Source organism: Oceanospirillum sediminis, assembly GCF_014164585.1.
Classification (GTDB): Bacteria; Pseudomonadota; Gammaproteobacteria; order Pseudomonadales; family Halomonadaceae; genus Oceanospirillum; species Oceanospirillum sediminis.
In genome coordinates this window covers 22,942-47,888 of record NZ_JACJFM010000029.1, presented here as the reverse complement: position 1 = coordinate 47,888, position 24,947 = coordinate 22,942, and the positions used below count along the sequence as shown (strand labels likewise).

Below are 24,947 nucleotides of genomic sequence, written 5' to 3'. Positions count from 1 at the left end.
TTCTCCTCAGTAATATCGGCAGCAAATAGCGACCTGCGCTGGTGCTCTTCGCTGGCACAAACGCCAATCAAGCACATGCAAAACGCTAAGCAACAAGTCACTTAAAAAAGAGTGTCATTACAACAAGAGTGACTCATCACGTGATGAGCAAAATGGAGAGTTTCCAATGAGCGAGAAAACCAAACAACAGCTGATCCCTGCCGAAGTCCTGGATGCCGTACGTCAGCCGATTGCTGAAGCGAACGGTATGCCAAACGCAGTTTATGATGATCCTGCGCTGTTTGAGTTTGAGCGTGACAACGTGCTGGGTAAAACCTGGGCCGGTCTGGCGTTTACAAATGAGCTGCCAAAAAATGGCTTCGCTAAGCCAGTTGATTTTATGGGCCTGCCACTGGCCATGATGCGTAACCGCGACGGTGAAATTAAGGTGTTCCATAACATCTGTAGTCACCGTGGCATGATTATGCTACGCGAGGAAACCGAAGTAGAAGGCATGGTGCGCTGCCCATACCACTCCTGGACTTACGACCTGAACGGCAACCTGAAAGGTACGCCACATATTGGTGGTGTGGGCAAGCACACCGCTGAAGGTTTTGTCTGTGAAAAACATGGTCTGAAAGAAGTACGCACCGCAACCTGGATGGGCATTCTGTTTATCAACCTGTCTGGCGATGCGCAGCCATTTGACGAGTTTATCGCCCCTCTGGTGAATCGCTGGGAAGAGTTTACCGGTAAAGGTGGTTTCGAGAAGGTTTCTCCGGCGCCAACAGGCAGCAATATGGAGCTGACCGTAGAAGCCAACTGGAAACTGGCGGTAGAAAACTACTGTGAAGCCTATCATCTGCCTTGGGTACACCCGAGTCTGAACACCTATTCTCCGCTGGATCAGCACTACAATCTGGTAATCAACGATTACATGTCCGGTCAGGGTAGCTACACCTACAACCTGTCTGATGTTGCTGGTACCAGCCTACCTCAGTTTACCGATTGGCCACAGGACAAGATCCGTCAGGCCGAGTACATCTCTCTGTACCCGAACGTACTGTTAGGTGTTCAGGCTGATCACGCTTTTGCCATCATCCTGCAGCCTCAGTCCAACAGCCGCACGCTGGAAAAACTGCAGCTGTCTTACGTAGGTGATACCTCTTCCGGTGATGAGTTTGCCGCTTGTCGTTCCGCCGTACTGGAAAGCTGGAAAGTGGTGTTTGGTGAAGACGTATTTGCGGTAGAAGGCATGCAGGACGGTCGTAAATCGCCAGCCTTTACCGGTGGTGTGTTCTCACCTGTGCTGGATGGCCCAACGCACCACTTCCACACATGGACTGCTGAGCAATACGCCAGGGCACAGGAGAGCTAATCGATTAGCTGATTTAGCACTTTAGAAAATCAGAGAATCCATACGGTTGCAGGTTAACGCTTGCAGCCGTTTTGGTTTCTTTTTTGAACCATGTTTTAACGGCTTTATTAAGCAAAAAATCGGGACACTGCAGCTGTTTCTCCCGATAGCACCACCTTTAACAGGCTCCCTGGAGCAGGTCAGTCATAAGAACGCGAGAATAACAACGCGGGCATAAAAACGAGAACGCAACCATGACTCAAAAAAATCACTGGCTAAACTTTATCAACGGCCAATGGCTGGATTCCCCTCAATCCATTGAGGTGGATGATCCAGCAACGGGACAAGTTTTTGCAACCATCGCCTGTGCCGATGCCGAGGCGGTGGATCAAGCGGTTAAAGCCGCCCGAGCCTGCGTGGACTCGGGTGTGCTGAGCGATTGTCGCCCGGTAGAACGTGCGGCCCTGCTACAAGGTATCGCTCAGGAAATTCGTAACCTGACAGATGAAGCCGCACCTCTGCTGATGCAGGAGAACGGCAAGTCACTGGCCGACGCCAAAGAAGAGTTTGTCATGGCGGCGAAGTACTTCGAATATTACGCCGGTATGGCGGATAAGATCGAAGGTAAGTCGATTCCTCTGGGTAAGGATTATGTCGATTTCACCGTTTATGAACCGGTCGGCATCTCCGCTCAGATTGTACCCTGGAACTTCCCGGTGGATATCTGCGCCCGCTCTCTGGCCCCGGCACTGGCTGCGGGTAATGCCGTCGTTGTTAAATCCCCTGAGATCTCGCCTTTGGCGATGACCTGGCTGGTTACCGCCTGTCAACGGGCCGGTCTGCCGGAAGGTGCTTTTAACCTGCTCTGTGGTTACGGTCATGAAGCGGGTGCTGCCCTGGTGGCTCACGACGATATCGATCAGATTGTCTTCACCGGTTCTGTGCCGACCGGTAAAGCGATTCTGCACAGTGCTGCAGAACGCGCCATCCCAAGCGTGATGGAACTGGGCGGTAAATCCGCTGCGGTCGTGTTCCCGGATGCAGATATGGATCAGCTGCTGAGCAGTGTGAAATGGGGCATCTTCTTTAATGCCGGTCAGGTGTGCTCGGCCATGTCCCGACTGCTGGTACACAGAGATATCTACGCTGAAGTGGTTGAGCGTGTGACCGAACTGGCTAAAAGCCAACAGCTGGGCGCTGCCGTTGAGGGTGCCGATCTGACTCCAGTGGCTTCAGGCAAACAGCAACAGCAAGTTCTGGCGATGTGTGATCAAGCGGTGGCTGAAGGTGCCCGTCTGTTGACCGGTGGTCAGGCTCCAGAGCGTGATGGTTATTTTGTTGAAGCGACGGTATTTGCCGATGTCATGCCAGAGATGAGCATCTTCCGTGATGAGGTGTTTGGCCCTGTGATCGCCATTACCCCTTTTGATACAGAAGAGGAAGCCTGGGCGCTGGCCAATGGCACCGATTTTGGTCTGGTAGCCGGTGTCTTTACCCATGATCTGACCCGTACCATGCGTGCGACTCGTGCTCTAAAAGCCGGTCAGGTGTTTGTTAACGAGTGGTATGCCGGTGGTATCGAAACACCCTTCGGTGGTATCAAGCTGTCCGGTTTTGGTCGCGAAAAGGGTCAGGAAGCCCTGTACAGCTACGTGAATACCAAAAACATCGCCATCCGCGTTAGCAAGTAATTGGGGGATTGATTATGGCAACTCCAATGAAAAAATGGCTCTGCGTCATTTGCGGTCTGATCTACGACGAAGCCAAAGGCTGGCCTTCCGACGGTATTGCACCAGGCACCCGCTGGGAAGATGTGCCCGATGACTGGATGTGCCCGGATTGTCTTGTTGGCAAGTCCGACTTCGAGATGATCGCCATCAGCGAAACACCGGTAGAAGAAGCCGCACCGGTTGAGATCGCAAAAGAAGATCCAATTGTGATTATCGGCACCGGTTACGCCGGTTACCGTCTGGCGGAAGCGATTCGTCAGCGTAAGCCTGAGCAACCTATTGTGATGTTCAGCAGCGATGACGGCGCTGATTACTCCAAACCAGGTCTGTCTAATGCGCTGGCGCGCGATAAAGGTGCGGATGAGCTGATCACAGAAACTGCGTTGGAGATCGAACAGCGTCTGAATATCCGTATCTATGCCCGCTGTAAGGTACAAAATATCGATACCGAAGCGCGTCTGCTGCAGACCGATTTTGGTAGTCAACATTATGCCAAGCTGGTGTTTGCCACCGGTGCTGCACCGATTCAGCTGTCTTTCGACGGCGATGGTGCAGATGATGTACTGAGCGTCAATGATCTGGAGGATTACCGTCGTTTCCGTCAGCGTCTGCAACCGGTTAAGGGCCAGCAGTCTGTTAAAGATCTGCAATCTGCCAAAGGTCTAAAATCAGGCCAGCACGTTACTCTGATCGGTAATGGTCTGATCGGCTGTGAATTTGCCAATGATCTGGCAGCAGCGGGTTATCCGGTCACCGTTGTCGGCCTGACCGGCTGGCCAATGGATCGACTTCTGCCACAGCAGATCGGCGAACAGCTGCAGTCGCAACTATCCTCACTGGGCGTACAGTGGCAGCTGAATAATACCGTTCAGCGTATTGATCGTCTGAGTGCTACCAAAGATGAGACTAATAATGTCAACGCGGGCTATCGCCTGACGCTGGCCGATGGCACAGAGCTGGAAACGTCTCTGGTGCTGTCTGCGGTCGGTCTTAAACCTCGTACCGAACTGGCTGAACAAGCGGGTATTAAGTGCAACCGTGGCATCGTGATCAACGGTGGTCTGCGTACCAGTGCCAACAATGTCTATGCCCTGGGCGACTGTGCCGAGATCAACGGTCAGCTGATGCCTTATATCGCGCCGATCAACTTTGGTATTCCGGCACTGGCCGATTGCATGCTGGGCCGACCAACCATGGCGCAATATCCACTAATGCCTGTGATGGTGAAAACCCCCGCTCTGCCACTAACGCTACTGAGTGCTGCACCTGAGACAGAAGGCCAATGGCATGTGGAACAGAGCGAAAATGGCATGCGAGGTTTGTTTGTCGATCACGACGATCTGATTAGTGGTTTTGCTTTAGCCGGAGATTTAACCTCCGAACGTCAACACTGGGTAGATGAAATCAAACAGGGCCAGCGTTACTCCCTGTTGAAGGAGTTGGTATGAACCGCAATAGCGGAAACAGCAAGGTGAAATTGCCTGCTGATGATCAGAGTAATGGCTGGTACGAAATTTTAACCGATCAGGCTCCTTCTAACCCGCTTAAGGGCAGCGACAGTACCGATTGGCTGGTGATTGGCGGTGGCTTTGTCGGCATGGCGGCGACCCGTCGTCTGGCCGAGCTGAATCCTAATCAGAAAGTGATGCTGGCGGATGCCCAACGTATTGGTCACGGTACATCCGGGCGTAATTCCGGCTTTATTATCGATCTGCCCCACAAGGGCGATCTGGAAGGCCCGGATATCGAGCGTAAACGCAAGTTTATCGGCCTGAATCGTGCCGCGATTGAGTATATGGAAAAACAGGTGACGACCCACGGCATTGAATGCCAGTGGTCACACGCCGGAAAAATACAGGGAGCGGTCAGCGAGCGCGGCATTAAGTTTCTGGAGCATTTCCAGTACCTGCTGCAGGAGCTGGGTGAGCCGGGCACCATGCTCAGCGGTGCGGAGCTGAAAAAGAAAGTGGGCACGGATTACTATCAGCAGGCACTGTTTACGCCGGGCTGCATCCTGATGCAGCCCGCCGCTCTGATGCGTGGCCTTTTGGATACACTGCCTGACAATGCCATCTGTCATGAAGACACACCGATTCTGGGTCTGGAGCAACGCGGTAAACGCTGGGTCGCCAAAACCCGTCACGGCGAAATTCATGCGGATAAGGTGCTACTGGGCACCAATATCTTTACTGAACAGTTTGGTCTGCTGACCTCGCGTATGCTGCCCATTATGACTTTTGCCAGCATGACCCGACCGCTGACCGAGGATGAGTTCAAGGCCTTTGGCGGCAGTGATGACTGGGGGCTGACACCTGCGGATTATGCCGGTACAACCCTAAGATTCACTCAGGATCGCCGCATGATCGTGCGTAATCAGTACCGTTTTGTACCGAACTACAGCAGTACCGGTCGTGAACGTCAGCATATTCGTGAGAAACACCGCGATGCGTTCCTCGCCCGTTATCCAAAACTGAGCCATGTGCCATTTGAATACACCTGGGGTGGTGTCTGTACCTTATCCAGTAACTACACCTCTTTCTTTGGTGAGCTGAAACCGGGCTTATTTGCCTCCTGCTGCCACAACGGTGTGGGTGCAGCACGGGGGACGATCTCCGGCAAACTGCTGGCGGAACTGGCCAGCGACGGTGATAGCCAACTGCAACGGGATATGCTGGAAGTATCAGGCATGCCAGCCTGGATACCACCAGAACCTTTCCTGGGTGTGGGTGTGCGTACCCGCTTAAAGATGGCGGAATGGGTCAGTCGCAGCGAGATCTGACGTCACGTTTTAAATAGCCCTGATACAAGTTGCCAGCCCCAAAGGAAATGAAAGATAGCTCTATCCTTAGGCGCTTTTTGTACTCCATTTTTGATTGTTATAGGTTTGAGGTTGCAATGTCTAAAGCTCAGGTTATTCGTTATAGTGATCTGCAATTTACCCATCGTGGTGGACCACCAGGACACGCCGAAGTGGCACGTGCTGTCGGCACCGACATCAGTAATACTATGGCTGCCGGTTTTGCCCGTTTTGATGGCTGTCAGATCAGCTGGACACTGCTCTATGATGAGGTTGTGGTTGTACTGGAAGGCGTGTTTCGTGTACGCACACCAGAGGCGGTACTGGAAGGTAAAAAAGGCGATGTGCTCTGGTTACCAGAAGGTACTGAACTGCAGTATGAAGGCGAAAAAGCCAGAATTTTTTATGCGGTACAACCCGGTAACTGGAAAGAGATTTATGGTATAGAGCCATAAATACTCAGGGACAGATTGGCGACCATATTGCTTTTTAATATGGTCGCAATCCTCGAGGGCCGTTGACAGCAAGGGTCAGGCGTCATCCCGCCAGGTGTTTTCAATAACGGCTCCACCCAGACAGTTGTCGTCAATATAGAATACAACGGACTGTCCTGGTGTCACTGCTCTTTGAGGCTCATCAAAGATAACTTCAAAGCGGTTATTACCGACAGGCTTCACCAGGCAAGCCTGATCACTCTGGCGGTAGCGGGTTTTAGCCCTGCAGCGAAATTCATCTTCTGATGGTGGCTGCCCTGCAACCCAGTCCACACTTTCTGTTGCCAGTCCCCGGCTGAACAGCAGAGGGTGATCGGTGCCCTGAACCGCTATCAGGACGTTATTATCCAGATCTTTCTCTGCAACAAACCAGGGATCTTCAGAATAATCCTTCAGACCACCAATACCCAGCCCCTGCCGCTGCCCGATGGTGTAATACATCAGGCCGCTATGATCTCCGATGATATCGCCATCTGGTGTAGTAATTTTTCCGGGTTGAGCTGGCAAATACTGCTGCAGGAAGTCCTTAAAGCGGCGTTCGCCAATAAAACAGATTCCGGTACTGTCCTTTTTACGGGCAGTAATCAAGTCATGTTTTTCAGCCAGAGCCCGTACTTCCGGTTTTTCAATTTCACCGACCGGGAAGAGTGTTTTACCGATTTCGTTATGGCCTACAGCATGCAGGAAATAACTCTGATCTTTATTGTTATCCAGGCCTTTTTGCAGTATCGCTTTGCCATCCTGCTCGCCCCGTCGAACATAATGTCCTGTGGCAATCAGGTCGGCTCCCAGAGCTTCGGCATATTCCAGAAACGCTTTGAATTTGATCTCTTTATTACACAGGATGTCAGGGTTAGGCGTGCGGCCTGCTTTATACTCTGCCAGAAAGTGCTCAAATACGTTATCCCAGTATTCAGCGGCAAAGTTTGCTTTATGGAGTTTGATACCTATTCGGTCACAAACGGCCTGAGCATCGGCCAGGTCTTCCATTGCTGTACAGTACTCGGTGCCATCATCTTCTTCCCAGTTCTTCATAAACAGGCCTTCGACCTGATAACCCTGTTCCATTAACAGAACGGCTGATACGGAAGAATCAACGCCACCGGACATTCCGACGATGACTTTTATCTGGCTGTTGTCGCGGGTTGGTGCGTCAGCCGGAGGGGTCTGAATATTAGACATGATATTTCGCTGATTGGATATTTCTTATCTCCAAGCAAGCCGTCAGATACCATGTATGGTATCTCTGACAGTCTGCTCAGGTTCAATTTATGGGGCAGTATAACGGATCAGACCTTGTTTCGTCTGGCTTTATTCAGTCTCTGTTTCCGACTCAGGCTTCGCCGTTCTCCGGATGATTGAAGTCATAAATGAAGTCCAGAGGGTAATGTTTACCAGCCCGATAATCTTCAAAGCATTTAAGTACAGCCTCGCTACGCATTCTGTCTTTCTGTTGTATCAGCTCTTCCCAACTAAGCCAGATAGCGTCTTCAATACCTCTATCCAATGGCAAGTCAGGATCATGACTTACAGGTTCCGCAATAAAAGCGTGTCTGTGGTATGTCGTATGCTCAAAAGCCTGATTGATATATAATCCCAGCAAACCTGTTACGCGGACAGTCCAGCCTGTTTCTTCCAGGGTTTCCCGGATTGCAGCTTCAATCAGACTTTCTCCTTTTTCAATGTGTCCGGCAGGCTGATTATAAACCAGACGTCCCTGACTCCATTCTTCTACCAGCAAAAAGCGGTTATCTTTCACGACTATGGTGGCTACGGTGCTATTAGGCTTCCATACATCAGTACGCATGGTCATGTTTATTCCTTATCGGCTTTTTGGGCGATTGCCGGAAGCTGATCTTCCGGCTCCGCTTTTTCTGTTCGATTTTCGAGGCTTACCTGCTTTATGGGATTCGGCAGGTTTTTTCCTTACATTGGGGCGTCGATTCGCTTTTACATCGGTTGCAGGCAAATTGATCTGTAACTCTTTGTATTCTCCTGGAGACAGTTTATCCAGGGACCAGTCACCTATGCTGACCCTTATCAGTCTCAGAGTAGGAAAGCCGGTTGCGGCTGTCATGCGCCTGACCTGACGGTTCCTGCCCTCCGAAATGGTCAGCTCAATCCAGCTGGTGGGAATGTTTTTCCGCTCCCTGACCGGAGGAGTCCGGGGAGGGAAATCCGGCTCTGCTATTTTTCTGGCTTTTGCCGGGCGGGTCAGACCGTCTTTCAGTGTAACTCCCTGACGAAACTGCCTGAGCGCTTCTTCAGTAATTTCACCGTCTACCTGTACCTGATATGTTTTAGCCAGCTTCATATCCGGTGAGGCAATTCTGTGTTGCAGGCGTCCATCATCAGTCAATAGAAGAAGACCTTCTGAATCATAATCCAGCCGTCCGGCAGGATATATCCCTGTCTGAGAAATAAAATCAGCCAGAGTCTGGCGTCCTTCTTTGTCGGTGAATTGAGAAAGTACCAGATAGGGCTTATTAAAAAGAATCAATCGACTCATCAGACAGGTATTCCAATCGTGGGGATAATCTAGCTGTTGTATTGCAAAGAGTTTAACTGATTTGTCCGGCTACGTGTATGGCGTCTATGTGTGTCGCGATTGTTAATTTTTTCCTACATCTGACTGATAAAAAAGGTTTTTTTATTTCCGAGTTTTTTGATCGGAATTAGGGTTTAACCTGTATGAGAGTATTGTTTTTCCTTTTTTTTTGATTATTCTTACTTTATAAGTGGGTTATTTATCCCCATCTGTGAATATCTGATGGGGAACTTTTATGAGACCCAGAGCACTTTTTCTGCAAAACAGAGTCCAAATTACTTGAGCTTGTGGGGATTCGTGCTTATGTTGTAACCAGGTACTTAAAACTAAACTTTTATTTAGAGGATTGACGGTTCGCTATGGCTAACCAGTTTTTTGATCTGTACAGGCAGGCCGCCATTGTGAATCAGGCCGATGACCAGGAAAGTCATGACTACGAAGGTGATGTTGCGGTTGCACCTGCAAAACCTGAATTAAAACAACCGCCTATGTATAAAGTTGTTTTGTTGAATGATGACTATACTCCCATGGAGTTTGTTGTCGAAATCCTGACTACATTCTTCAATATGGATCAGGATAAAGCCACGCAAGTCATGCTGGCAGTGCATACTAAGGGGAAAGGTGTGTGCGGTGTATATACCAGGGATATTGCTGAAACAAAATGCGTCCAGGTGAATCAGTACTCAAGAGAGTGTCAGCATCCGCTACTGTGTGAGATTGACCGGGCTGATTGACAATAAAATATAGCGGCAAGTGAGGGTAGCCCCATGTTAAGCAAAGACCTCGAATCCACATTAAATGCTGCATTTACCGTTGCGCGTAGCAAGCGCCATGAGTTTATGACGGTTGAACATCTGCTTCTTGCTCTGTTGGATAATGATTCAGCAGCGCGCGTTTTACAGGCCTGCGGAGCTAATCTGGATAAGCTACGCATCGATCTGCAGGACTTTATTAATAGCACGACGCCTCTGATTCCGGATGATCAGCTGGAGCGTGAGACCCAGCCAACGCTTGGCTTCCAGCGTGTGCTACAGCGTGCTGTATTTCATGTGCAGTCTTCCGGTAAGAACGAAGTTACAGGCGCCAACGTACTGGTTGCGATTTTCAGTGAACAGGAAAGTCAGGCCGTTTACTTCCTTCGTCAGCAGAATGTCGCTCGTGTTGATGCGGTGAACTATATCTCTCACGGTATCTCCAAAGTCTCTGGTCATGATAATCCAGGTATTGGGCACGACCATGATTCTCACCATGAAGAGTCTGAAGAAGCGGCAACGGAAAGCGATGCTAACAGTCCGCTGACTGGTTATGCGACTAATCTGAATGAACAGGCTAGAATGGGTCGTATTGATCCGTTAGTTGGGCGTGATCATGAAGTAGAGCGTACCATTCAGATCTTGGCCCGTCGCCGTAAAAATAACCCTCTGCTGGTAGGTGAAGCCGGTGTTGGTAAAACGGCTATCGCTGAAGGCCTGGCTAAGCGCATTATTGATGGCGAAGTGCCGGATGTTATTCAGGAAAGTGTCGTGTATTCACTGGATATGGGCGCTCTGCTGGCAGGGACGAAATATCGTGGTGATTTTGAAAAACGCCTGAAAGCTCTGCTCAATGAGCTGAAAAAACAGCCTCATGCGATTCTGTTTATTGATGAGATTCATACCATTATTGGTGCTGGTGCAGCGTCTGGTGGTGTGATGGATGCTTCTAATCTGTTGAAGCCACTGCTGAGTTCCGGAGAGATCCGCTGTATCGGGTCTACTACTTTCCAGGAATTCCGTGGCATCTTTGAAAAAGACCGTGCACTGGCACGTCGATTTCAGAAGGTCGATGTTCTGGAGCCCAGTGTGGAAGATACTATTGCTATTCTTAAAGGACTTCGCAGTCGTTTTGAGAAGCACCATGATCTGAGCTATACGGATGAGGCGCTGGAAGCTGCAGCAACTCTGGCTGATCGTTATATCAATGATCGTCATATGCCGGATAAAGCGATTGATGTGGTGGATGAGGCTGGTGCATATCAACGCTTGCAGAAAGAAGAGGATCGTGAATCAACGATTCGCGTGGAGCAGATTGAAGCCATTGTCGCTAAAATTGCCCGGATTCCTCCGAAGAGTGTTACTACTTCGGATAAGAAGGTACTTAAAGATCTGGAGAAAAACCTGCAGATGCTGGTATTTGGCCAGGATGATGCGATTACTTCTCTGTCTAATGCCATTAAACTGTCCCGTGCAGGCCTGAAGGCACCAGAGAAGCCGATTGGTTCTTTCCTGTTTGCCGGGCCTACCGGGGTTGGTAAAACAGAGGTCAGTAAACAGTTGGCCAATATCATGGGTATCGAACTGATACGTTTTGATATGTCTGAGTATATGGAGCGTCATACTGTATCCCGTCTGATTGGTGCGCCGCCAGGTTATGTTGGATACGATCAGGGCGGCCTGCTGACTGAAGCGATCACCAAGAGCCCGCATTGTGTGTTGCTACTGGATGAGATTGAGAAAGCACATCCTGAGGTATTTAACCTGCTGTTGCAGGTGATGGATCACGGTACGCTGACCGATAATAACGGCCGTAAAGCAGACTTCCGTAATGTGGTCATGATTATGACTACTAATGCTGGGGCTGAAGCGATGAGCCGCCGCTCAATCGGTTTCTCTCATCAGGACCATGCGACAGATGGTATGGAGGTGATTCGTAAGAGCTTTACTCCTGAGTTCCGCAACCGTCTTGATGGCATTATTCAGTTTGCACCATTGAGTTTCGATATGATCAAGAGTGTGGTGGATAAATTCCTGGTTGAACTTCAGGCTCAACTGGATGAGAAGAAGGTTCATCTGGTTGTTGATGATGCGGCGAAAGGCTGGCTTGCTGAAAATGGATATGATCCTGAGATGGGAGCCCGTCCTATGGCGCGTCTGATTCAGGAGAAGATTAAAAAGCCTCTGGCAGAAATAATTCTGTTTGGCGATCTGGCAGAGTCCAGTGGTGAGGTGCACATTACTCTGGATGAGGAAGGTGAGTTGTTGCTGGAAGCTGAAAAGAGAGAGATGGCTTAGGTCCGTCAGCTATCCTGTAATACTCTCTGTTCTGCATCAGAGTGGAATGCAAAGGCCCGGTTTTATAACCGGGCCTTTTTATTATACCGCTTGCCTTGTATAACAGGTGAAGTCCAGATTCTGAAACAGAGCCGACTTTCGCTTTCGATAGGCAATTATTCCGGAATGACCGTCTCCGCAATACGTTGTAATTAACGGGCGCGGTAAACAATACGTCCTTTCGACAGGTCGTAAGGTGTCAGTTCAACCTTAACTTTGTCACCTGTCAGAATGCGGATGTAGTTTTTGCGCATTTTACCGGAGATGTGAGCTGTAACAACGTGACCGTTTTCCAGTTCTACGCGGAACATAGTGTTTGGCAGCGTGTCAATCACGGTGCCTTCCATTTCCAGGGAATCTTCTTTTGCCATGCAGTAATTACCTCGGGTTCTTCTGCTGTCTTGATGCGTTAAATGCGTATTTTAGTTGACTTGTATACTGAATTCAGCAGCAAATCAGATGAAGCTACACACAAAAAAATCGCGCGTATTTTGCCTTATTTTAAAAGGCTTAGCAAAAAGTTCCCGGAAAAAATGTGAAAAAAATCAAAATAACCGATCAAACCGGATAAATTATCAGGTGAGCAGAGCGGATGCGTTCCTGCTGTTTATCTGCCATGCCTTGCTTTTAATTCTGTAGTTTAACCGGATACCAATGGTTGTCTCTGAGCTGTTCCAGTGGTTGGTACTCTGTTTTGTAACTCATTTTTCGGCAGGCTTCGATCCAGTAACCGAGATAAACGTAAGGCAGTCCCAGATGGTCTGCATAACCGATTAGCCAGAGTACAACAAATACCCCAGGAGAACGCCGGGATTGATCAGGGTCGTAAAAGGTATAAATGGCAGACAAACCATGCTGAAGCTGATCCATTGCAGATACAGCAAAGAGCTTACCCGAAGTATCCCTGAATTCAATCAGATAGGCAAAAGATTTATCCAGATTCAGAAATGAGCGATATTGATCTTCACTGGCCGGGTACATGTCTCCATCGCTGTGGCGTTCATTGATGTAGCGTTCATACAACTGATAATGTTCTTCATTAAATCGGGCTGGCAGGACCCGATAAGTCAGATCCTGATTGCGATTAAGGATTTTCCTGTGTTTTCTTTTGGGGCTGAACTGTTCAACAGGTACTCTTACAGATATGCAGGCATCACATCCTTTACAGTTAGGGCGGTAGAGATGACGCCCGCTGCGACGAAAACCTACCAGAGATAGCAAATCATAAATCTGGGGAGTCAATGGGTGCTCGGGATCCAGAAACAGTGTGGTTGCTTCGCGGTTTTCCAGATAACTGCAGGCATGGGGTACCGTCATATAAAATCGCAGCTGGGATTCAATAAACGGGGTATCAATACTCAAATTATCGATTCCTTAATCTGTTCACTGATCGTCCAGGCTCCTGGTATTCCAGGAGCGGCTCCATACCATTTAAGGTAGTCCAGAAATTCTCTTCTTTCGATTTCTGAAGCTCCGAAGCTGGCCAGATAGTCTGTATGTATCTGGCAATCAATCAGTTTGAAGTTCCAGGCATCCAGTTGTCGGGCCAGATGAACAAACGCCACTTTAGACGCATCATTCACCCGGGTAAACATAGATTCTCCACAGAAAATTTTACCTACAGCCACGCCATACAGGCCGCCGGCCAGCTCGCCATCATGCCATGCTTCGACAGAATGGGCATAACCTTCTTTGTGGAGTTGCAGGTAAGCTGATTTCATCTCACCGGTCAGCCAGGTTTCAGATGTATAGCTACGGGCGGATGCGCAGCCTTCAAGCACCTGTTCAAACGCCTGGTCAAAGGTAATCTGAAAAAGATCTTTTTTCAGTACTTTGCGTAAACTGCGTCGGATTTTCAACTGTTCAGGTTGCAGTACCATTCTCGGGTTCGGGGACCACCACAGGATAGGTTCTCCCGGATTATACCAGGGGAAAATACCTGAACGATACGCGCCTATAAGCCATTGCGGGCTGAGGTCGCCTCCGAACGCAAGTAATCCGGGCGGATCTGTCAGTGCCATATCAACCGGTGGGAATGCGGGAGGCATTTCCGGGTCCAGCCAGGGTAATTCGATCATACAGGTCTCTGATCCTTGATTCTTTCAGTATATTGTTTTTGCTCAGGTGTCAGCTCGGGTATTATAAGGCTTCTGTTTTTAATGGTAGAAGCTTAATGACAATGGACCAGCAACCCTCAGCCGACCAACAATTTTTGCAACGAATGAAAAATCTGGCCCGTGAAGGGGTAGTGATGTTCGTGCTGACCATATGTATTTTTTTGTTCCTCTCGTTTCTGAGTTTTGATCCGGCTGACGGCGGCTGGTTCAGTACCGCATCAAATGCTGCGCCTGAGAATCTGATGGGAAGCTTTGGTGCCGTTATGGCGGATCTTTTCTTTGGCTTATTCGGCAATCCTGCTTATTTACTTCCGATCTCCGCAATCATCTGGGGTGGTTTGCGCCTGAGCGGTATTCTGCCTGAGTGTAAAGAGCCCAGAGTGATAGCCATGAGAGCCGGAGGCTTCCTGTTCTGGCTACTGGCTAATTCTACCCTGGCCAGCCTGCATTTTTATACTCCGGATAGTCCGTTGCCCAGTGGTGCTGGAGGCGTAGCTGGTGAAGGTATTGCCGTGGCATTCACCTCAATTTTTGGCCTGTTAGGTGCCTCTATACTGATGCTGGTACTCTGGATGACAGGTTTCACTCTGTTGACTGCCGTATCCTGGTTACAGGTTATGGATGTGACGGGCTTTCATGCTGAAAAACTGGCCATGAAGTGTTTTCAGTTTTTACGCCAGGAAGCAAAAGATTCCAGTAAAGGTTTGCCTGAGCAATTTTCTGCACCCAATAAAAATCCGTTATCATTCCAGGATGTTCTGACTTCCGGGCATTCTGATCCCTTGATGCCATCAGAAACAGATCATAAAGCAAATGATAAAGTGGTTACATCTGCATCGGTTTCAGAGGCTGATGCCGGTAGTAAAACGGGTACTGCTATTCATGGACTGGCTCCGGAAAACCGCATTTCAGAAGAAGGAACAGCGCAGACTGCGCCGTCTCAGGCCGCAGACCATAACGTTTCACAGGACCTGACAGCCCGGATGCAATCGGATGTCCAAACCGAAGGTCCCCATGCCTCTGTTCCTGATATCAGTATGCAGTCTCAGGTATCCCCCGGTCCTGAACTGAATATGGCCGGTACGATGGCAAAACAGGAGCCATCATTGTCCGGGTTGGCTGCGGACCCTTCTGATCATGAGACAATGGCATCGGATACTTTGTTAAGTCGCAGTATGGCCCCAGGCTTTAATATGCCGACAGACAAAGAAAAGAGTGGTTCAGTCTTTCAGACGGTTAAAAGTATATGGCATAGCCGCCCGGCATTACCTCCGGTGTTTAAGAAAATACCGGTTGCCTTTGATGAGAATGCTGTTATTGATCGCAATGAAAGGGTAGAACCTGGCCTTGGAGGTATTCCTTCGCCAGAAAGAAAAGAGCCTTCGCTTGGGATAAACGATGGCGCAAATGCAGACAGAGAACAACTTCCGTTTCAGACTGGTCCGACACCTGAAGATGGAGAAGACCTTGAAAAGGAATCGGTTAAATTCGATGCGTCTGCAGTACAATCTGAAAATGGACCTGATGCTGTACTGAAGGCCGATGAGTCTGACAGAGATCCGGCTATAGCAGCTGCCCTGGCATCCTGTGAAGAAGATAAAAGTAATGCCAGTGGCTTTATACGCCCTTCCTGGATGAAAAGTCCGGCATCGGAAGCACTGGCACCGCCTGATATCAGGATGTCATCAGGTGCTACAGGTGACTCGGGTCATGATATTGCTGATGAGCATCTGCAGCAAGAAGGTACTGACAATAGCGTGAGTCAGAACCGATGGAGCTCCCGTGGTGGTGATATTACCGGGGATAATGAAGATGATCCTTATACTGAATATGCTCGCAGAAAGCATGATGAAATCCATGAAACCTCATCAGAGCATAGCAGCGATATTACAGGGCCTTCTTTACCCGAAGAGTCTGACCGGAACAATGACATTGAATGGAAAACAGATACTCAGGTCCAATCTGAGGTTCGGGAATCTCAGCAAACAACTCCACCTGAGTATGCTTCACAGAACGCGGTGCCAGACGAGGCTCCGACTTTATTGGCAGAGAGTTCTTCTCCGTCATATGCTGACAGCACTGCGGATAACCCGAATGATCTGACTCCTCCTTCAGAATCTGAAGAGCTTGCAGTAGAACAAGCTCAGGGGAGCTTCAGTCGTCCTGCCTGGATGAGAAAAGCTGAACCTGAGGCTATTAATCCGCCAGAATCTGAAGCGAATCTGACAGTGGATAATGTTGCTGCTGCGCCCCGGAAGATTTCTGTGCCGACACCAGAAACTCCCATCGATCATGCTGTTCTGGATAATAGTGTTTCAGAAGAGCCTGATGCACTTGCGGATGAACCTGTTTCAGCAACTCTGAAATCTGTTGCCGCTGAGCCTGTTAAGCCAGAAGAAGAAAAAACAGAGCAGACACCGGGTGTTGTTGAAATCAGACCTGAAGAGAGCGTGGAAACCAGAGTTGAAGAAAGCGTGGCACAGCCACAGAAAGAGCAATCCTATTCTGAGCAGGTTGATGAGAGTCTTCGGGCCGTCACTATGCAAACAGAGCAAGGGGAAATCTGGAGTGTAGCCCGTTTCCAGAAGTCGGGTGTGGATTATGACGATGAGATTGAAGGTGATCTGCCCGGGCTGGATTTGCTAACCCAGGATGACGATGAAGCGGAGCCCAGCTTTACTCATGAGCAGTTGCAGGTCATGTCAGAACTTCTGGAAACACGCCTGAAAGAGTTCAATGTTAAAGCTGAAGTGGTTGAAGTACATCCCGGGCCTGTGATTACCCGTTTTGAAATTCAGCCAGCTCCTGGGGTGAAAGCCAGTAAGATTTCTAATCTGGCAACGGATCTGGCAAGAGCACTGGCGGTGAGCCGGGTACGTGTTGTCGAAGTAATTGCTGGTAAATCAACGGTGGGTATTGAAATACCTAACCAGAACCGGGCAATGATCCGCCTGTACAAAGTTCTGAATCATGAGTGTTATCAGGAGGCTTCTTCGCCACTGACGCTGGCTTTAGGGGATAATATTGCGGGGCAGCCTGTTGTCGCAAACCTGGCTAAGATGCCTCACCTGCTCGTGGCCGGTACGACTGGTTCAGGTAAATCGGTGGGTGTTAACGCTATGCTGATCAGTATGTTACTGAAAGCAACGCCGGAAGAACTTCGCCTGATTATGGTCGACCCCAAAATGTTGGAGCTTTCTATCTATGATGGTATTCCTCATCTGTTAACTCCGGTGGTGACAGATATGAAGGATGCTGCAAATGCCCTGAACTGGTGTGTAGCAGAGATGGAAAGACGTTATAAGCTGATGGCAGCTATGGGAGTGCGTAATATCGCAACTTTTAATAGCAAGCTGGATGAAGCTGCCGCTCAGGGAGCTCGTGTTGCTGATCCAACCTGGCAGCCAGAGCAGGGGGAAATTCCTCCTACTCTGGATAAATTACCCTTTATTGTGGTCGTAGTAGATGAGTTTGCCGACATGATGATGATTGTCGGTAAGAAGGTTGAAGAGTTGATTGCTCGTCTGGCTCAGAAAGCCCGGGCAGCGGGTATTCACCTGATTCTGGCAACACAGCGGCCTTCTGTCGATGTGATTACCGGTTTGATTAAGGCAAATATCCCGACTCGTATTGCTTTCCAGGTTTCTTCAAAAATTGATTCCCGGACCATTCTTGATCAGGGGGGAGCCGAGCAGTTATTGGGCCATGGTGACATGCTCTATATGCCACCCGGAAGTGCTGTGCCAGAGCGTGTGCACGGTGCCTTTGTCGATGACGATGAGGTACACCGGATTGTTGATAACTGGAAGCGTCGTGGCAAGCCTGATTATGTTGATAGCATTCTGAATGGCTGGGAAGATAATGGTGCATCAGCGGATGGTTCTGAATCGTCCGGAGAGGAAGATAAAGACGCTCTGTATGATGAGGTGGTTGCCTTTGTAACTGAAACCCGAAGGGTGTCTGCTTCAGGTATTCAGCGTCGTTTTAAAGTGGGATATAACCGTGCTGCTCGTCTGGTTGAAGCTCTGGAAGCTGCCGGGGTGGTATCCGGTATGGGCAGTAATGGTCAGCGGGAGGTTCTGGCTCCGCCTCCGACAGGGAATGAGCCTTGATGCAGTAGGTATACCTGGCACAATAAATATATCCGATAGCGATTTTGCTAAGGGCTGAGTAATCAGCCCTTTTTTAAGGTTTGAATATGATGAAAAAACTGAGTGTTCCAGGTAACAAATATCTGGCTCTGTCAAAAAAACTGATTGCCGGATTGTTGCTGCTGGTCAGTAGTATTCTGCCAGCACAGGCTGATCAGGCGGCGGTCAATCGTCTTGGTTCTTTACTGGATAAAATGGATTCATTAGATGCAGGTTTCCAGCAACGTATTCTGGACGCCAGAGGCGCTCGTTTGCAGGAGGTTGATGGTAAACTAAGTCTTAAGCGGCCAGGTAAGTTTTACTGGCAAACAGAAAATCCGTTTCCTCAGACGGTTGTTTCAGATGGTTCCACACTCTGGTTATTTGATCCTGATCTGGAACAGGTGACTATTCAGCAGATTGATGAATCTATCTCTCGTACACCCGCTATGTTGCTAAGTGGTGATGTCGCCTCGATTACAGAAAAATTTGAAGTACTGAAAGTCAGGGATAGTGATATTGAAGAGTTTGTACTGCGCCCGAAAGAAGAGGAGTCTCTGTTTGAAGAGTTACGGCTGAATTTTGCTGATCAGTGGCTGGTCAGCCTGCTGTTAGTGGATAGCCTGGGACAGAGAACCGCGATTGAGTTGCGTGATGTCCGGTTTAACCAGGAGCAGAAAGCCGGGCGCTATACGTTTAATGTGCCTGATGGCGTGGATGTGATTCAGCAATAAGGCGAAATATGGATCTTTTCTCTGATCAGGACGTAGTCTGGCAACCTCTGGCTGCCAGAATGCGCCCTCGCAATCTGGATGAATATTGTGGGCAGCATCATATTCTGGCTGAAGGCAAACCTTTGCGGCAGGCGATTGAACGGGATCAGTTGCATTCCATGATTTTCTGGGGACCGCCAGGGGTAGGAAAAACCACTCTGGCCAGATTAATCGCCGAGCTGACCCAGGCAAGATTTGAAAGTATCTCTGCTGTTTTATCTGGTGTTAAGGAGATTCGGGCCGCTGTTGATAAGGCTCAGCAGGCCAGAGCTCAGGGGCAGAAGACACTGTTATTTGTAGACGAGGTTCATCGTTTTAACAAATCACAGCAGGATGCTTTTTTGCCTTATGTAGAAGACGGTACTTTTATTTTTGTCGGTGCAACCACAGAGAACCCTTCGTTTGAGCTGAATAATGCGCTGCTTTCCAGAGCTCGGGTTTATATCCTCAGAGCTCTGGAGCAGCAAGATCTGTTACAGATGCTCAGATCGGCATTACAGGATACGCGAGGACTGGGTGATCAATCGCTTTATGTGGATGATGATAACCTGTTATTGCTGGCTAAAGCGGCCGATGGCGATGGAAGACGTTCTCTGAATCTGCTGGAAGTGGCGGCTGATCTGGCTGTTGAAGAAACCGATACGTCGGGGCGTGTTCGCAGAGTGATTAATCCTGAGGTGCTGAATGAAGTACTGGCGGAAAGTACACGACGTATGGATAAAGGAGGGGATCTGTTTTATGAGCAGATTTCTGCTTTGCATAAGTCTGTCCGTGGGTCTTCGCCTGATGGTGCTCTGTACTGGTTCTGTCGGATGCTGGATGGAGGCTGTGATCCGCTCTACATTGCCCGGCGTGTTGTGCGGATGGCCAGTGAAGATATTGGTAATGCTGATCCCAGAGCGCTACAGCTCTGCCTTAATGCCTGGGATGTTCAGGAGAGGCTGGGCAGCCCGGAAGGAGAACTGGCAATTGCCCAGGCGATTGTTTATCTGGCTTGTGCACCAAAAAGTAACGCTGTTTATATGGCGTATAAACAGGCCAGAGCTCATGTCAGAGAAAGCGGACACTTCGATGTACCTGAGCACCTGAGAAATGCACCGACGACCCTGATGAAGGAAATAGGCTATGGTCAGGAGTATCGTTATGCTCATGATGAACCTGATGCTTATGCTGCGGGAGAAAACTATTTTCCTGAAGAGTTGGCGCCTACTCACTATTACAGCCCCGTACCCCGTGGCCTTGAAACCAAAATAGGTCAGAAACTGGATTGGTTGAGAGAGAAGGACAGAGTCAGTGAGCTGCAGAGATACGACATGGATCAAGGTTTGTAAATTCAGTGGCATAATACCCATAGCTATTGGATGCTTTTTGATACAGATCAACCCGATAAACTGAACCTCTGTCTATATTCGAAGGAGTTTCCTAAGAAATAATCGGAGGTGCACATGAGCACTATCATGGCGCAACTGCATCAGGATCATATTAACCTGAGCCGTTTACTGGATGTTCTGAAAACAAAGCTGGCATGTCTGAAGTCGGGAGAGCGTCCTGATTACCAGTTATTATTAGATGCGATTACTTATATTATTGACTACGCTGACGCTTATCATCACCCTCTCGAAGACATCATCTATCGTTATGCTGAAACACAGTATCCTGATCAGCAGGCTGTATTGCAGGAGATTGAACAGGAGCATGTCAGCATCAGGGAAGCATCGGCTTCATTTCAGCTACTGACAGAAAATATTCTGCATGACGCCATTGTTCCTATGGATCAGTATACAGAGCGTCTTGAAAGTTTTATTGATCAGCAATTTGCCCATCTTAATCATGAGGAAGGACGCATTTTTCCAATGCTTGATAATACGATGACAGATAACGACTGGCAGAGTGTTATAGCGCAGGTAACAGAGCAGGATGATCCTTTATTTGGTGAGAATGTAGCTGATGAATATAAGCGTTTATATCGAGAACTGATGCTGGACAGTGAAGTCGCCTGATCAGGCAGAGTGTTAACTTGCTGAGTGTCTCTCTGCATTCTGAAAATACTATCAGATGAAACCTCTGAAAAGCTGTTATCAATAATAATTTGATATAGCAGCCTTTTCAGAGGTTTTTCTGTTTTCTGTAATTCGAGAAAAGCGGTATTGGGGCTTTGCCGCTGAATTCAGAAAAGATTTCAGAGAAAGTTGATCAGGGGGCTTTGGTTACGCAGTTGTTTTCTCTACAATTACCTCTTTGATTTTCAGTGTATTAACTCCGGACAAAGAGCAGGTAAGACTTGTACCAGAACGTAACGCCGGATAACAGAGAGGCAGATTGATGAATCAGATGCTGGCTGTAGCGATTGGCGGAGCTGTAGGTGCTATGGGGCGTTACTGGATTGTTGGTCTGGCGACACAATGGTTTGGCAAAGGGTTTCCTTACGGTACCATGCTGGTCAATGTGGCAGGTTCGGTTCTGATTGGCGTTCTGTACAGTTTGATTGTACAGCACCTGAAGCTGGAGCCTCACTGGCAGGCTGTACTGATGACCGGATTTACCGGAGCATTTACAACCTTTTCGACTTTTGCACTGGAATCATTGAATCTTTTTCAGAGCGGACGGACTACTGCTGCACTTGTCTATATAGTGCTGAGTGTCATTTGCTGTCTTGCTGCAGTAGCCGTTGGCATATGGTTAGGCAAACAACTGGCCTGACAAAATTACATTGAACTGATAACACATGGGTAATGATCAATGCTTGATCCTAAGCTGATTCGCGCGGAACTGGAAACAGTAGCGGAAAAACTGAAAATTCGTGGTTTTGAGCTGGATACTGCACGTTTGCAGGAGCTGGAAGCTCGCCGTAAAGAGCTGCAGGTTGAAACTGAGCAGTTGCAGAATGAGCGTAATACCCGTTCCAAATCCATTGGTAAGGCTAAAGCCGCCGGTGAAGATATTCAGCCTCTGCTGGCTGAAGTCAGTGATCTGGGGGATCGTCTGGATGCCGCGAAGCAGCAACTGAGCGAGCTTCAGGAAGAGCTGAATGGTATTTTGCTGACCATTCCTAATGTACCACATGAATCTGTTCCTGCCGGTGACAGCGAAGATGATAACGTTGAGATTCGTCGCTGGGGTGAGCCGAAACAGTACGATTTTGAACCAAAAGATCACGTTGATCTGGGGGCGAGAGATGGTCTGCTGGACTTTGAAACTGCGGTAAAGATCACTGGCTCTCGTTTTGCTACGATCAAAGGCCCTATGGCTCGCCTGCACCGTGCTCTGACTCAGTTTATGCTGGATACTCATACTGCAGAACATGGCTATGAAGAGGTCTATGTGCCTTATATGGTCAATAAGGATTCTCTGCGCGGTACCGGCCAGTTACCTAAATTTGAGGAAGATCTTTTTAAACTGCAGGGTGAAAGTGAGTACTACCTGATCCCTACTGCAGAGGTGCCGGTAACGAACATTGCTCGTGATGAGATTCTGGCAGCTAACGATCTGCCGGTTAAAATGACGGCTCATACACCTTGTTTCCGTAGTGAAGCGGGTTCATATGGTCGTGATACTCGCGGGATGATTCGTCAGCATCAGTTTGAAAAAGTTGAGATGGTGCAGATGGTTGAGCCATCAAAATCTTTCGAGGCACTGGAAGAGCTGACGGGGCATGCAGAAAAAATCCTGCAGCGTCTGGGTCTGCCATATCGTGTTGTGACTTTGTGTGGTGGCGATCTGGGCTTCTCTGCTACTAAGACCTACGACATTGAAGTATGGCTGCCGGGACAGCAGAAATATCGTGAAATCTCTTCTTGCTCTAACTTTGGTGATTTCCAGGCTCGTCGCTTGCAAGCCCGTTTCCGTAATCCGGAAACAAATAAGCCAGAACTGCTGCATACACTGAATGGTTCTGGTCTGGCTGTAGGTCGTACTCTGGTGGCTGTTATCGAGAACTATCAGGATGCTGAAGGCCGTATTCATGTGCCAGAAGCACTGCAGCCATATATGGGTGGTGTAACCGTTATTGGTTAATCCATCCGCCTGTTTTAGTGCAAAAAGCGGCCAACGGGCCGCTTTTTTATTCACAACATTTTGAAATCCGGGCCTCACAGGCTTATAGCAATAATCCTGATAACGTCATTAAAGGCCTGGGATATACCTGGCCGGGTCATAGGGAATCCAGGTGTATGACTCTTTTCAGCATTGAGTACTGCAGGCTGTTTCCACTATCAAAGCGGCGCAGACTGCTGAAATAATAAATGGCGGGCTATGCTTATCAGCAAGGCCAGAAATATCTATTTGCTGAAAGACCTGAAAACCTTTAGTACTCAGGAAGCTGAATTATGAAAATGCTGCCATTAATGGCAAATACCCGTGAATTCGGTGCCGTGATTATTGGTCACAATAAAACGGCTCGTCGAAAACTACAAGCTTTGCTAAGAGCTGACACTCTGGTGGCTGTGGCATCTGAGCAAACATTCTGTGATTCTCTTCAGACACTGATCGATGATAATAAGATATCAGTGGTCAGTGTCGATGATGCCCTGAATAACCAGGTTCGTTTTCCTCTGGTGATTCTTGCTGAGGGTGGGGCTGACTGGCAGAGAGAGCAGGCTATCAGAATGAAAGCCCAGGGACGCCTGGTCAATGTGGCGGATCATCCGGAGATGTCGAATGTCTCTTTGCCTTATCTGATTGACCGTCATCCGGTGGTTATTGCTGTAGGATCAACCGGTGAAGCGCCTGTTCTGGCCAGAATTATGCGTTCTAAGCTGGAAGCACTGATTCCTGCGTCCTTTGGTCGTCTCAGCCTGCTGGTATCGTCCTGGAATGAAAAAGTGCGGGCGGTATTTCCAGTCAGCAAAATCAGAGAGCGCTTCTGGTCACAACAGCTCCAGGGGGCTGTTGGTGAGCTGATGATGTCCGGCAGAGAAAAGCAGGCCCATAGCCAGCTGGAGACAAACCTGCAGGCAGCAGAAGTGGATCAGTTACAGGGGGAGGTGTATCTGGTCGGTGCCGGGCCCGGTGATCCTGAATTGCTGACTCTGAGAGCTGTGAGACTGATTCAGCAAGCTGATGTGGTGTTATATGATCGCCTGGTTGCACCAGAAATTGTTGATCTGTGTCGCAGCGATGCAGAACGTATCTATGTAGGTAAAGCTCGAGCAGATCATGCGGTGCCTCAGGGGGAGATTAACCAGCTTCTGGTCGATCTGGCTCAGGAGGGTAAGCGGGTACTGCGCCTGAAAGGTGGTGATCCCTTTATCTTTGGGCGGGGCGGGGAGGAAATTGATAAGCTGAGTCAGCACAAAGTGCCTTTCCAGGTCGTGCCTGGCATCACAGCCGCAGCGGGTTGCGCAGCCTATGCAGGTATTCCTCTGACACACAGGGATTACGCTCAGTCCGTGCGCTTTGTGACCGGTCATCTGAAAGATGGCACCACTAACCTGCCATGGAGCGAGCTGGCTTCTTCTGCACAAACTGTTGTCTTTTATATGGGACTGGTGGGTTTGCCAGAGATTACCCGTCAACTGATCGCTCATGGTCGTGCTGAAGACACTCCTATGGCTCTGATCCAGCAGGGAACCACCCGTAACCAGCGTAATATTATTGCGACTCTGGGCACTATGGTTGAGCATATTGCGGATAAAAAAGTAGAACCTCCTACTCTCATTATTGTTGGTGAGGTCGTTTCTCTGCATGCACAGTTGAACTGGTTTGATCCTGAGCAGGCTGGTGGCAGTAGTGGTTTCTGGGCTCGTCGGAACGATAATTCATAATCACTCTTCTGCTTTCTTACCCATTTTATCTGAGCGGAGCTGTTGATCAGCTCCGCTTTTGCATCTGTATTTCTGTCTGATTCGTATTTACAGATAACATGCCGGATAAAAGCGCTTCAGAAACTACTATTTGTTCTATAGACAGGCTTTTATTCAGGCTTCAGCCGTATT

The 24,947-nt window shown here is 48.9% G+C and carries 20 protein-coding genes and 1 pseudogene; 15 read left to right on the top strand and 6 right to left on the bottom strand.

The features are described from left to right. Positions 1-166: 166 nt before the first annotated feature. The 6 genes and pseudogenes from H4O21_RS18020 to H4O21_RS18000 all read left to right on the top strand — a co-directional run bounded on the left by H4O21_RS18020 (position 167) and on the right by H4O21_RS18000 (position 6,318). Positions 167-1,357: an aromatic ring-hydroxylating oxygenase subunit alpha gene (locus tag H4O21_RS18020; RefSeq protein ID WP_182810273.1), complete on the top strand. Its 1,191-nt coding sequence runs from the start codon at positions 167-169 to the stop codon at positions 1,355-1,357. A gap of 233 nt (positions 1,358-1,590) precedes the next feature. Then, on the top strand, positions 1,591-3,027 hold the full coding sequence (locus tag H4O21_RS18015) for an aldehyde dehydrogenase family protein (RefSeq protein WP_182810272.1): 1,437 nt from the start codon (positions 1,591-1,593) through the stop codon (positions 3,025-3,027). A 26-nt stretch (positions 3,028-3,053) separates the two neighbouring features. After that, a pseudogene (locus H4O21_RS25980) lies at positions 3,054-3,215 on the top strand (rubredoxin); the annotation flags it as partial. After that, positions 3,204-4,514, top strand: a complete 1,311-nt coding sequence (locus tag H4O21_RS18010; protein WP_255487363.1) for an FAD-dependent oxidoreductase — start codon at positions 3,204-3,206, stop codon at positions 4,512-4,514. The pseudogene H4O21_RS25980 and the gene H4O21_RS18010, both read left to right, overlap by 12 nt. Then, entirely contained in the window at positions 4,511-5,845 is a 1,335-nt protein-coding gene (locus H4O21_RS18005; RefSeq protein WP_182810271.1) for an NAD(P)/FAD-dependent oxidoreductase, read from the top strand. Before H4O21_RS18010 ends, H4O21_RS18005 begins: the two co-directional genes overlap by 4 nt. A 116-nt stretch (positions 5,846-5,961) precedes the next feature. After that, positions 5,962-6,318, top strand: coding sequence for a EutQ-related cupin domain-containing protein (locus H4O21_RS18000; protein ID WP_182810270.1), 357 nt, complete (start codon positions 5,962-5,964; stop codon positions 6,316-6,318). A gap of 75 nt (positions 6,319-6,393) precedes the next feature. Here the strand turns inward: H4O21_RS18000 and mnmA are convergent, their stop codons facing one another. The 3 genes from mnmA to H4O21_RS17985 form a co-directional block, all read right to left on the bottom strand. Then, positions 6,394-7,539, bottom strand: coding sequence for a tRNA 2-thiouridine(34) synthase MnmA (gene mnmA / locus H4O21_RS17995; protein WP_182810269.1), 1,146 nt, complete (start codon positions 7,537-7,539; stop codon positions 6,394-6,396). A gap of 151 nt (positions 7,540-7,690) precedes the next feature. Then, complete coding sequence (locus tag H4O21_RS17990) at positions 7,691-8,170, bottom strand: NUDIX hydrolase (RefSeq protein WP_306667898.1); 480 nt, start codon at positions 8,168-8,170, stop codon at positions 7,691-7,693. Positions 8,171-8,179: 9 nt separating this feature from the next. After that, entirely contained in the window at positions 8,180-8,866 is a 687-nt protein-coding gene (locus H4O21_RS17985; RefSeq protein ID WP_182810268.1) for a pseudouridine synthase, read from the bottom strand. A 398-nt stretch (positions 8,867-9,264) separates the two neighbouring features. On the opposite strand from H4O21_RS17985, the gene clpS reads away from it, so the two are divergent. Together clpS and clpA are read left to right on the top strand one after the other, a co-directional pair. Continuing rightward, on the top strand, positions 9,265-9,639 hold the full coding sequence (gene clpS / locus H4O21_RS17980; RefSeq protein WP_182810267.1) for an ATP-dependent Clp protease adapter ClpS: 375 nt from the start codon (positions 9,265-9,267) through the stop codon (positions 9,637-9,639). Positions 9,640-9,672: 33 nt separating this feature from the next. Then, positions 9,673-11,955 (top strand): ATP-dependent Clp protease ATP-binding subunit ClpA, encoded by a 2,283-nt coding sequence (clpA, locus tag H4O21_RS17975; protein WP_182810266.1) that lies wholly within the window; start codon positions 9,673-9,675, stop codon positions 11,953-11,955. Between the two features lie 191 nt (positions 11,956-12,146). Here the strand turns inward: clpA and infA are convergent, their stop codons facing one another. The 3 genes from infA to aat all read right to left on the bottom strand — a co-directional run bounded on the left by infA (position 12,147) and on the right by aat (position 14,072). Next, complete coding sequence (gene infA, locus H4O21_RS17970) at positions 12,147-12,365, bottom strand: translation initiation factor IF-1 (protein WP_182810265.1); 219 nt, start codon at positions 12,363-12,365, stop codon at positions 12,147-12,149. Positions 12,366-12,621: 256 nt separating this feature from the next. Beyond that, the gene (locus tag H4O21_RS17965; protein WP_182810264.1) at positions 12,622-13,356 is read right to left on the bottom strand and encodes an arginyltransferase; all 735 of its coding nucleotides are present in this window, start codon (positions 13,354-13,356) and stop codon (positions 12,622-12,624) included. Next, positions 13,353-14,072: a leucyl/phenylalanyl-tRNA--protein transferase gene (aat, locus tag H4O21_RS17960; RefSeq protein ID WP_182810263.1), complete on the bottom strand. Its 720-nt coding sequence runs from the start codon at positions 14,070-14,072 to the stop codon at positions 13,353-13,355. The genes H4O21_RS17965 and aat overlap by 4 nt, the downstream gene beginning before the upstream one ends. Positions 14,073-14,167: 95 nt before the next feature. On the opposite strand from aat, the gene H4O21_RS17955 reads away from it, so the two are divergent. From H4O21_RS17955 to cysG, 7 genes are all read left to right on the top strand, one after another. Next, positions 14,168-18,223: a DNA translocase FtsK gene (locus H4O21_RS17955; RefSeq protein WP_220495724.1), complete on the top strand. Its 4,056-nt coding sequence runs from the start codon at positions 14,168-14,170 to the stop codon at positions 18,221-18,223. Positions 18,224-18,309: 86 nt separating this feature from the next. After that, on the top strand, positions 18,310-18,975 hold the full coding sequence (lolA, locus tag H4O21_RS17950; RefSeq protein ID WP_182810262.1) for an outer membrane lipoprotein periplasmic chaperone LolA: 666 nt from the start codon (positions 18,310-18,312) through the stop codon (positions 18,973-18,975). Positions 18,976-18,983: 8 nt separating this feature from the next. Then, positions 18,984-20,345, top strand: a complete 1,362-nt coding sequence (locus H4O21_RS17945) for a replication-associated recombination protein A (protein ID WP_182810261.1) — start codon at positions 18,984-18,986, stop codon at positions 20,343-20,345. 114 nt (positions 20,346-20,459) lie between these two features. After that, the gene (locus tag H4O21_RS17940; protein ID WP_182810260.1) at positions 20,460-21,014 is read left to right on the top strand and encodes a hemerythrin domain-containing protein; all 555 of its coding nucleotides are present in this window, start codon (positions 20,460-20,462) and stop codon (positions 21,012-21,014) included. Positions 21,015-21,336: 322 nt separating this feature from the next. Next, the gene (crcB, locus tag H4O21_RS17935; protein WP_182810259.1) at positions 21,337-21,714 is read left to right on the top strand and encodes a fluoride efflux transporter CrcB; all 378 of its coding nucleotides are present in this window, start codon (positions 21,337-21,339) and stop codon (positions 21,712-21,714) included. 39 nt (positions 21,715-21,753) lie between these two features. Beyond that, on the top strand, positions 21,754-23,028 hold the full coding sequence (gene serS / locus H4O21_RS17930; RefSeq protein ID WP_182810258.1) for a serine--tRNA ligase: 1,275 nt from the start codon (positions 21,754-21,756) through the stop codon (positions 23,026-23,028). A 311-nt stretch (positions 23,029-23,339) separates the two neighbouring features. Next, entirely contained in the window at positions 23,340-24,776 is a 1,437-nt protein-coding gene (cysG, locus tag H4O21_RS17925; protein WP_182810257.1) for a siroheme synthase CysG, read from the top strand. Positions 24,777-24,947: the final 171 nt, after the last annotated feature.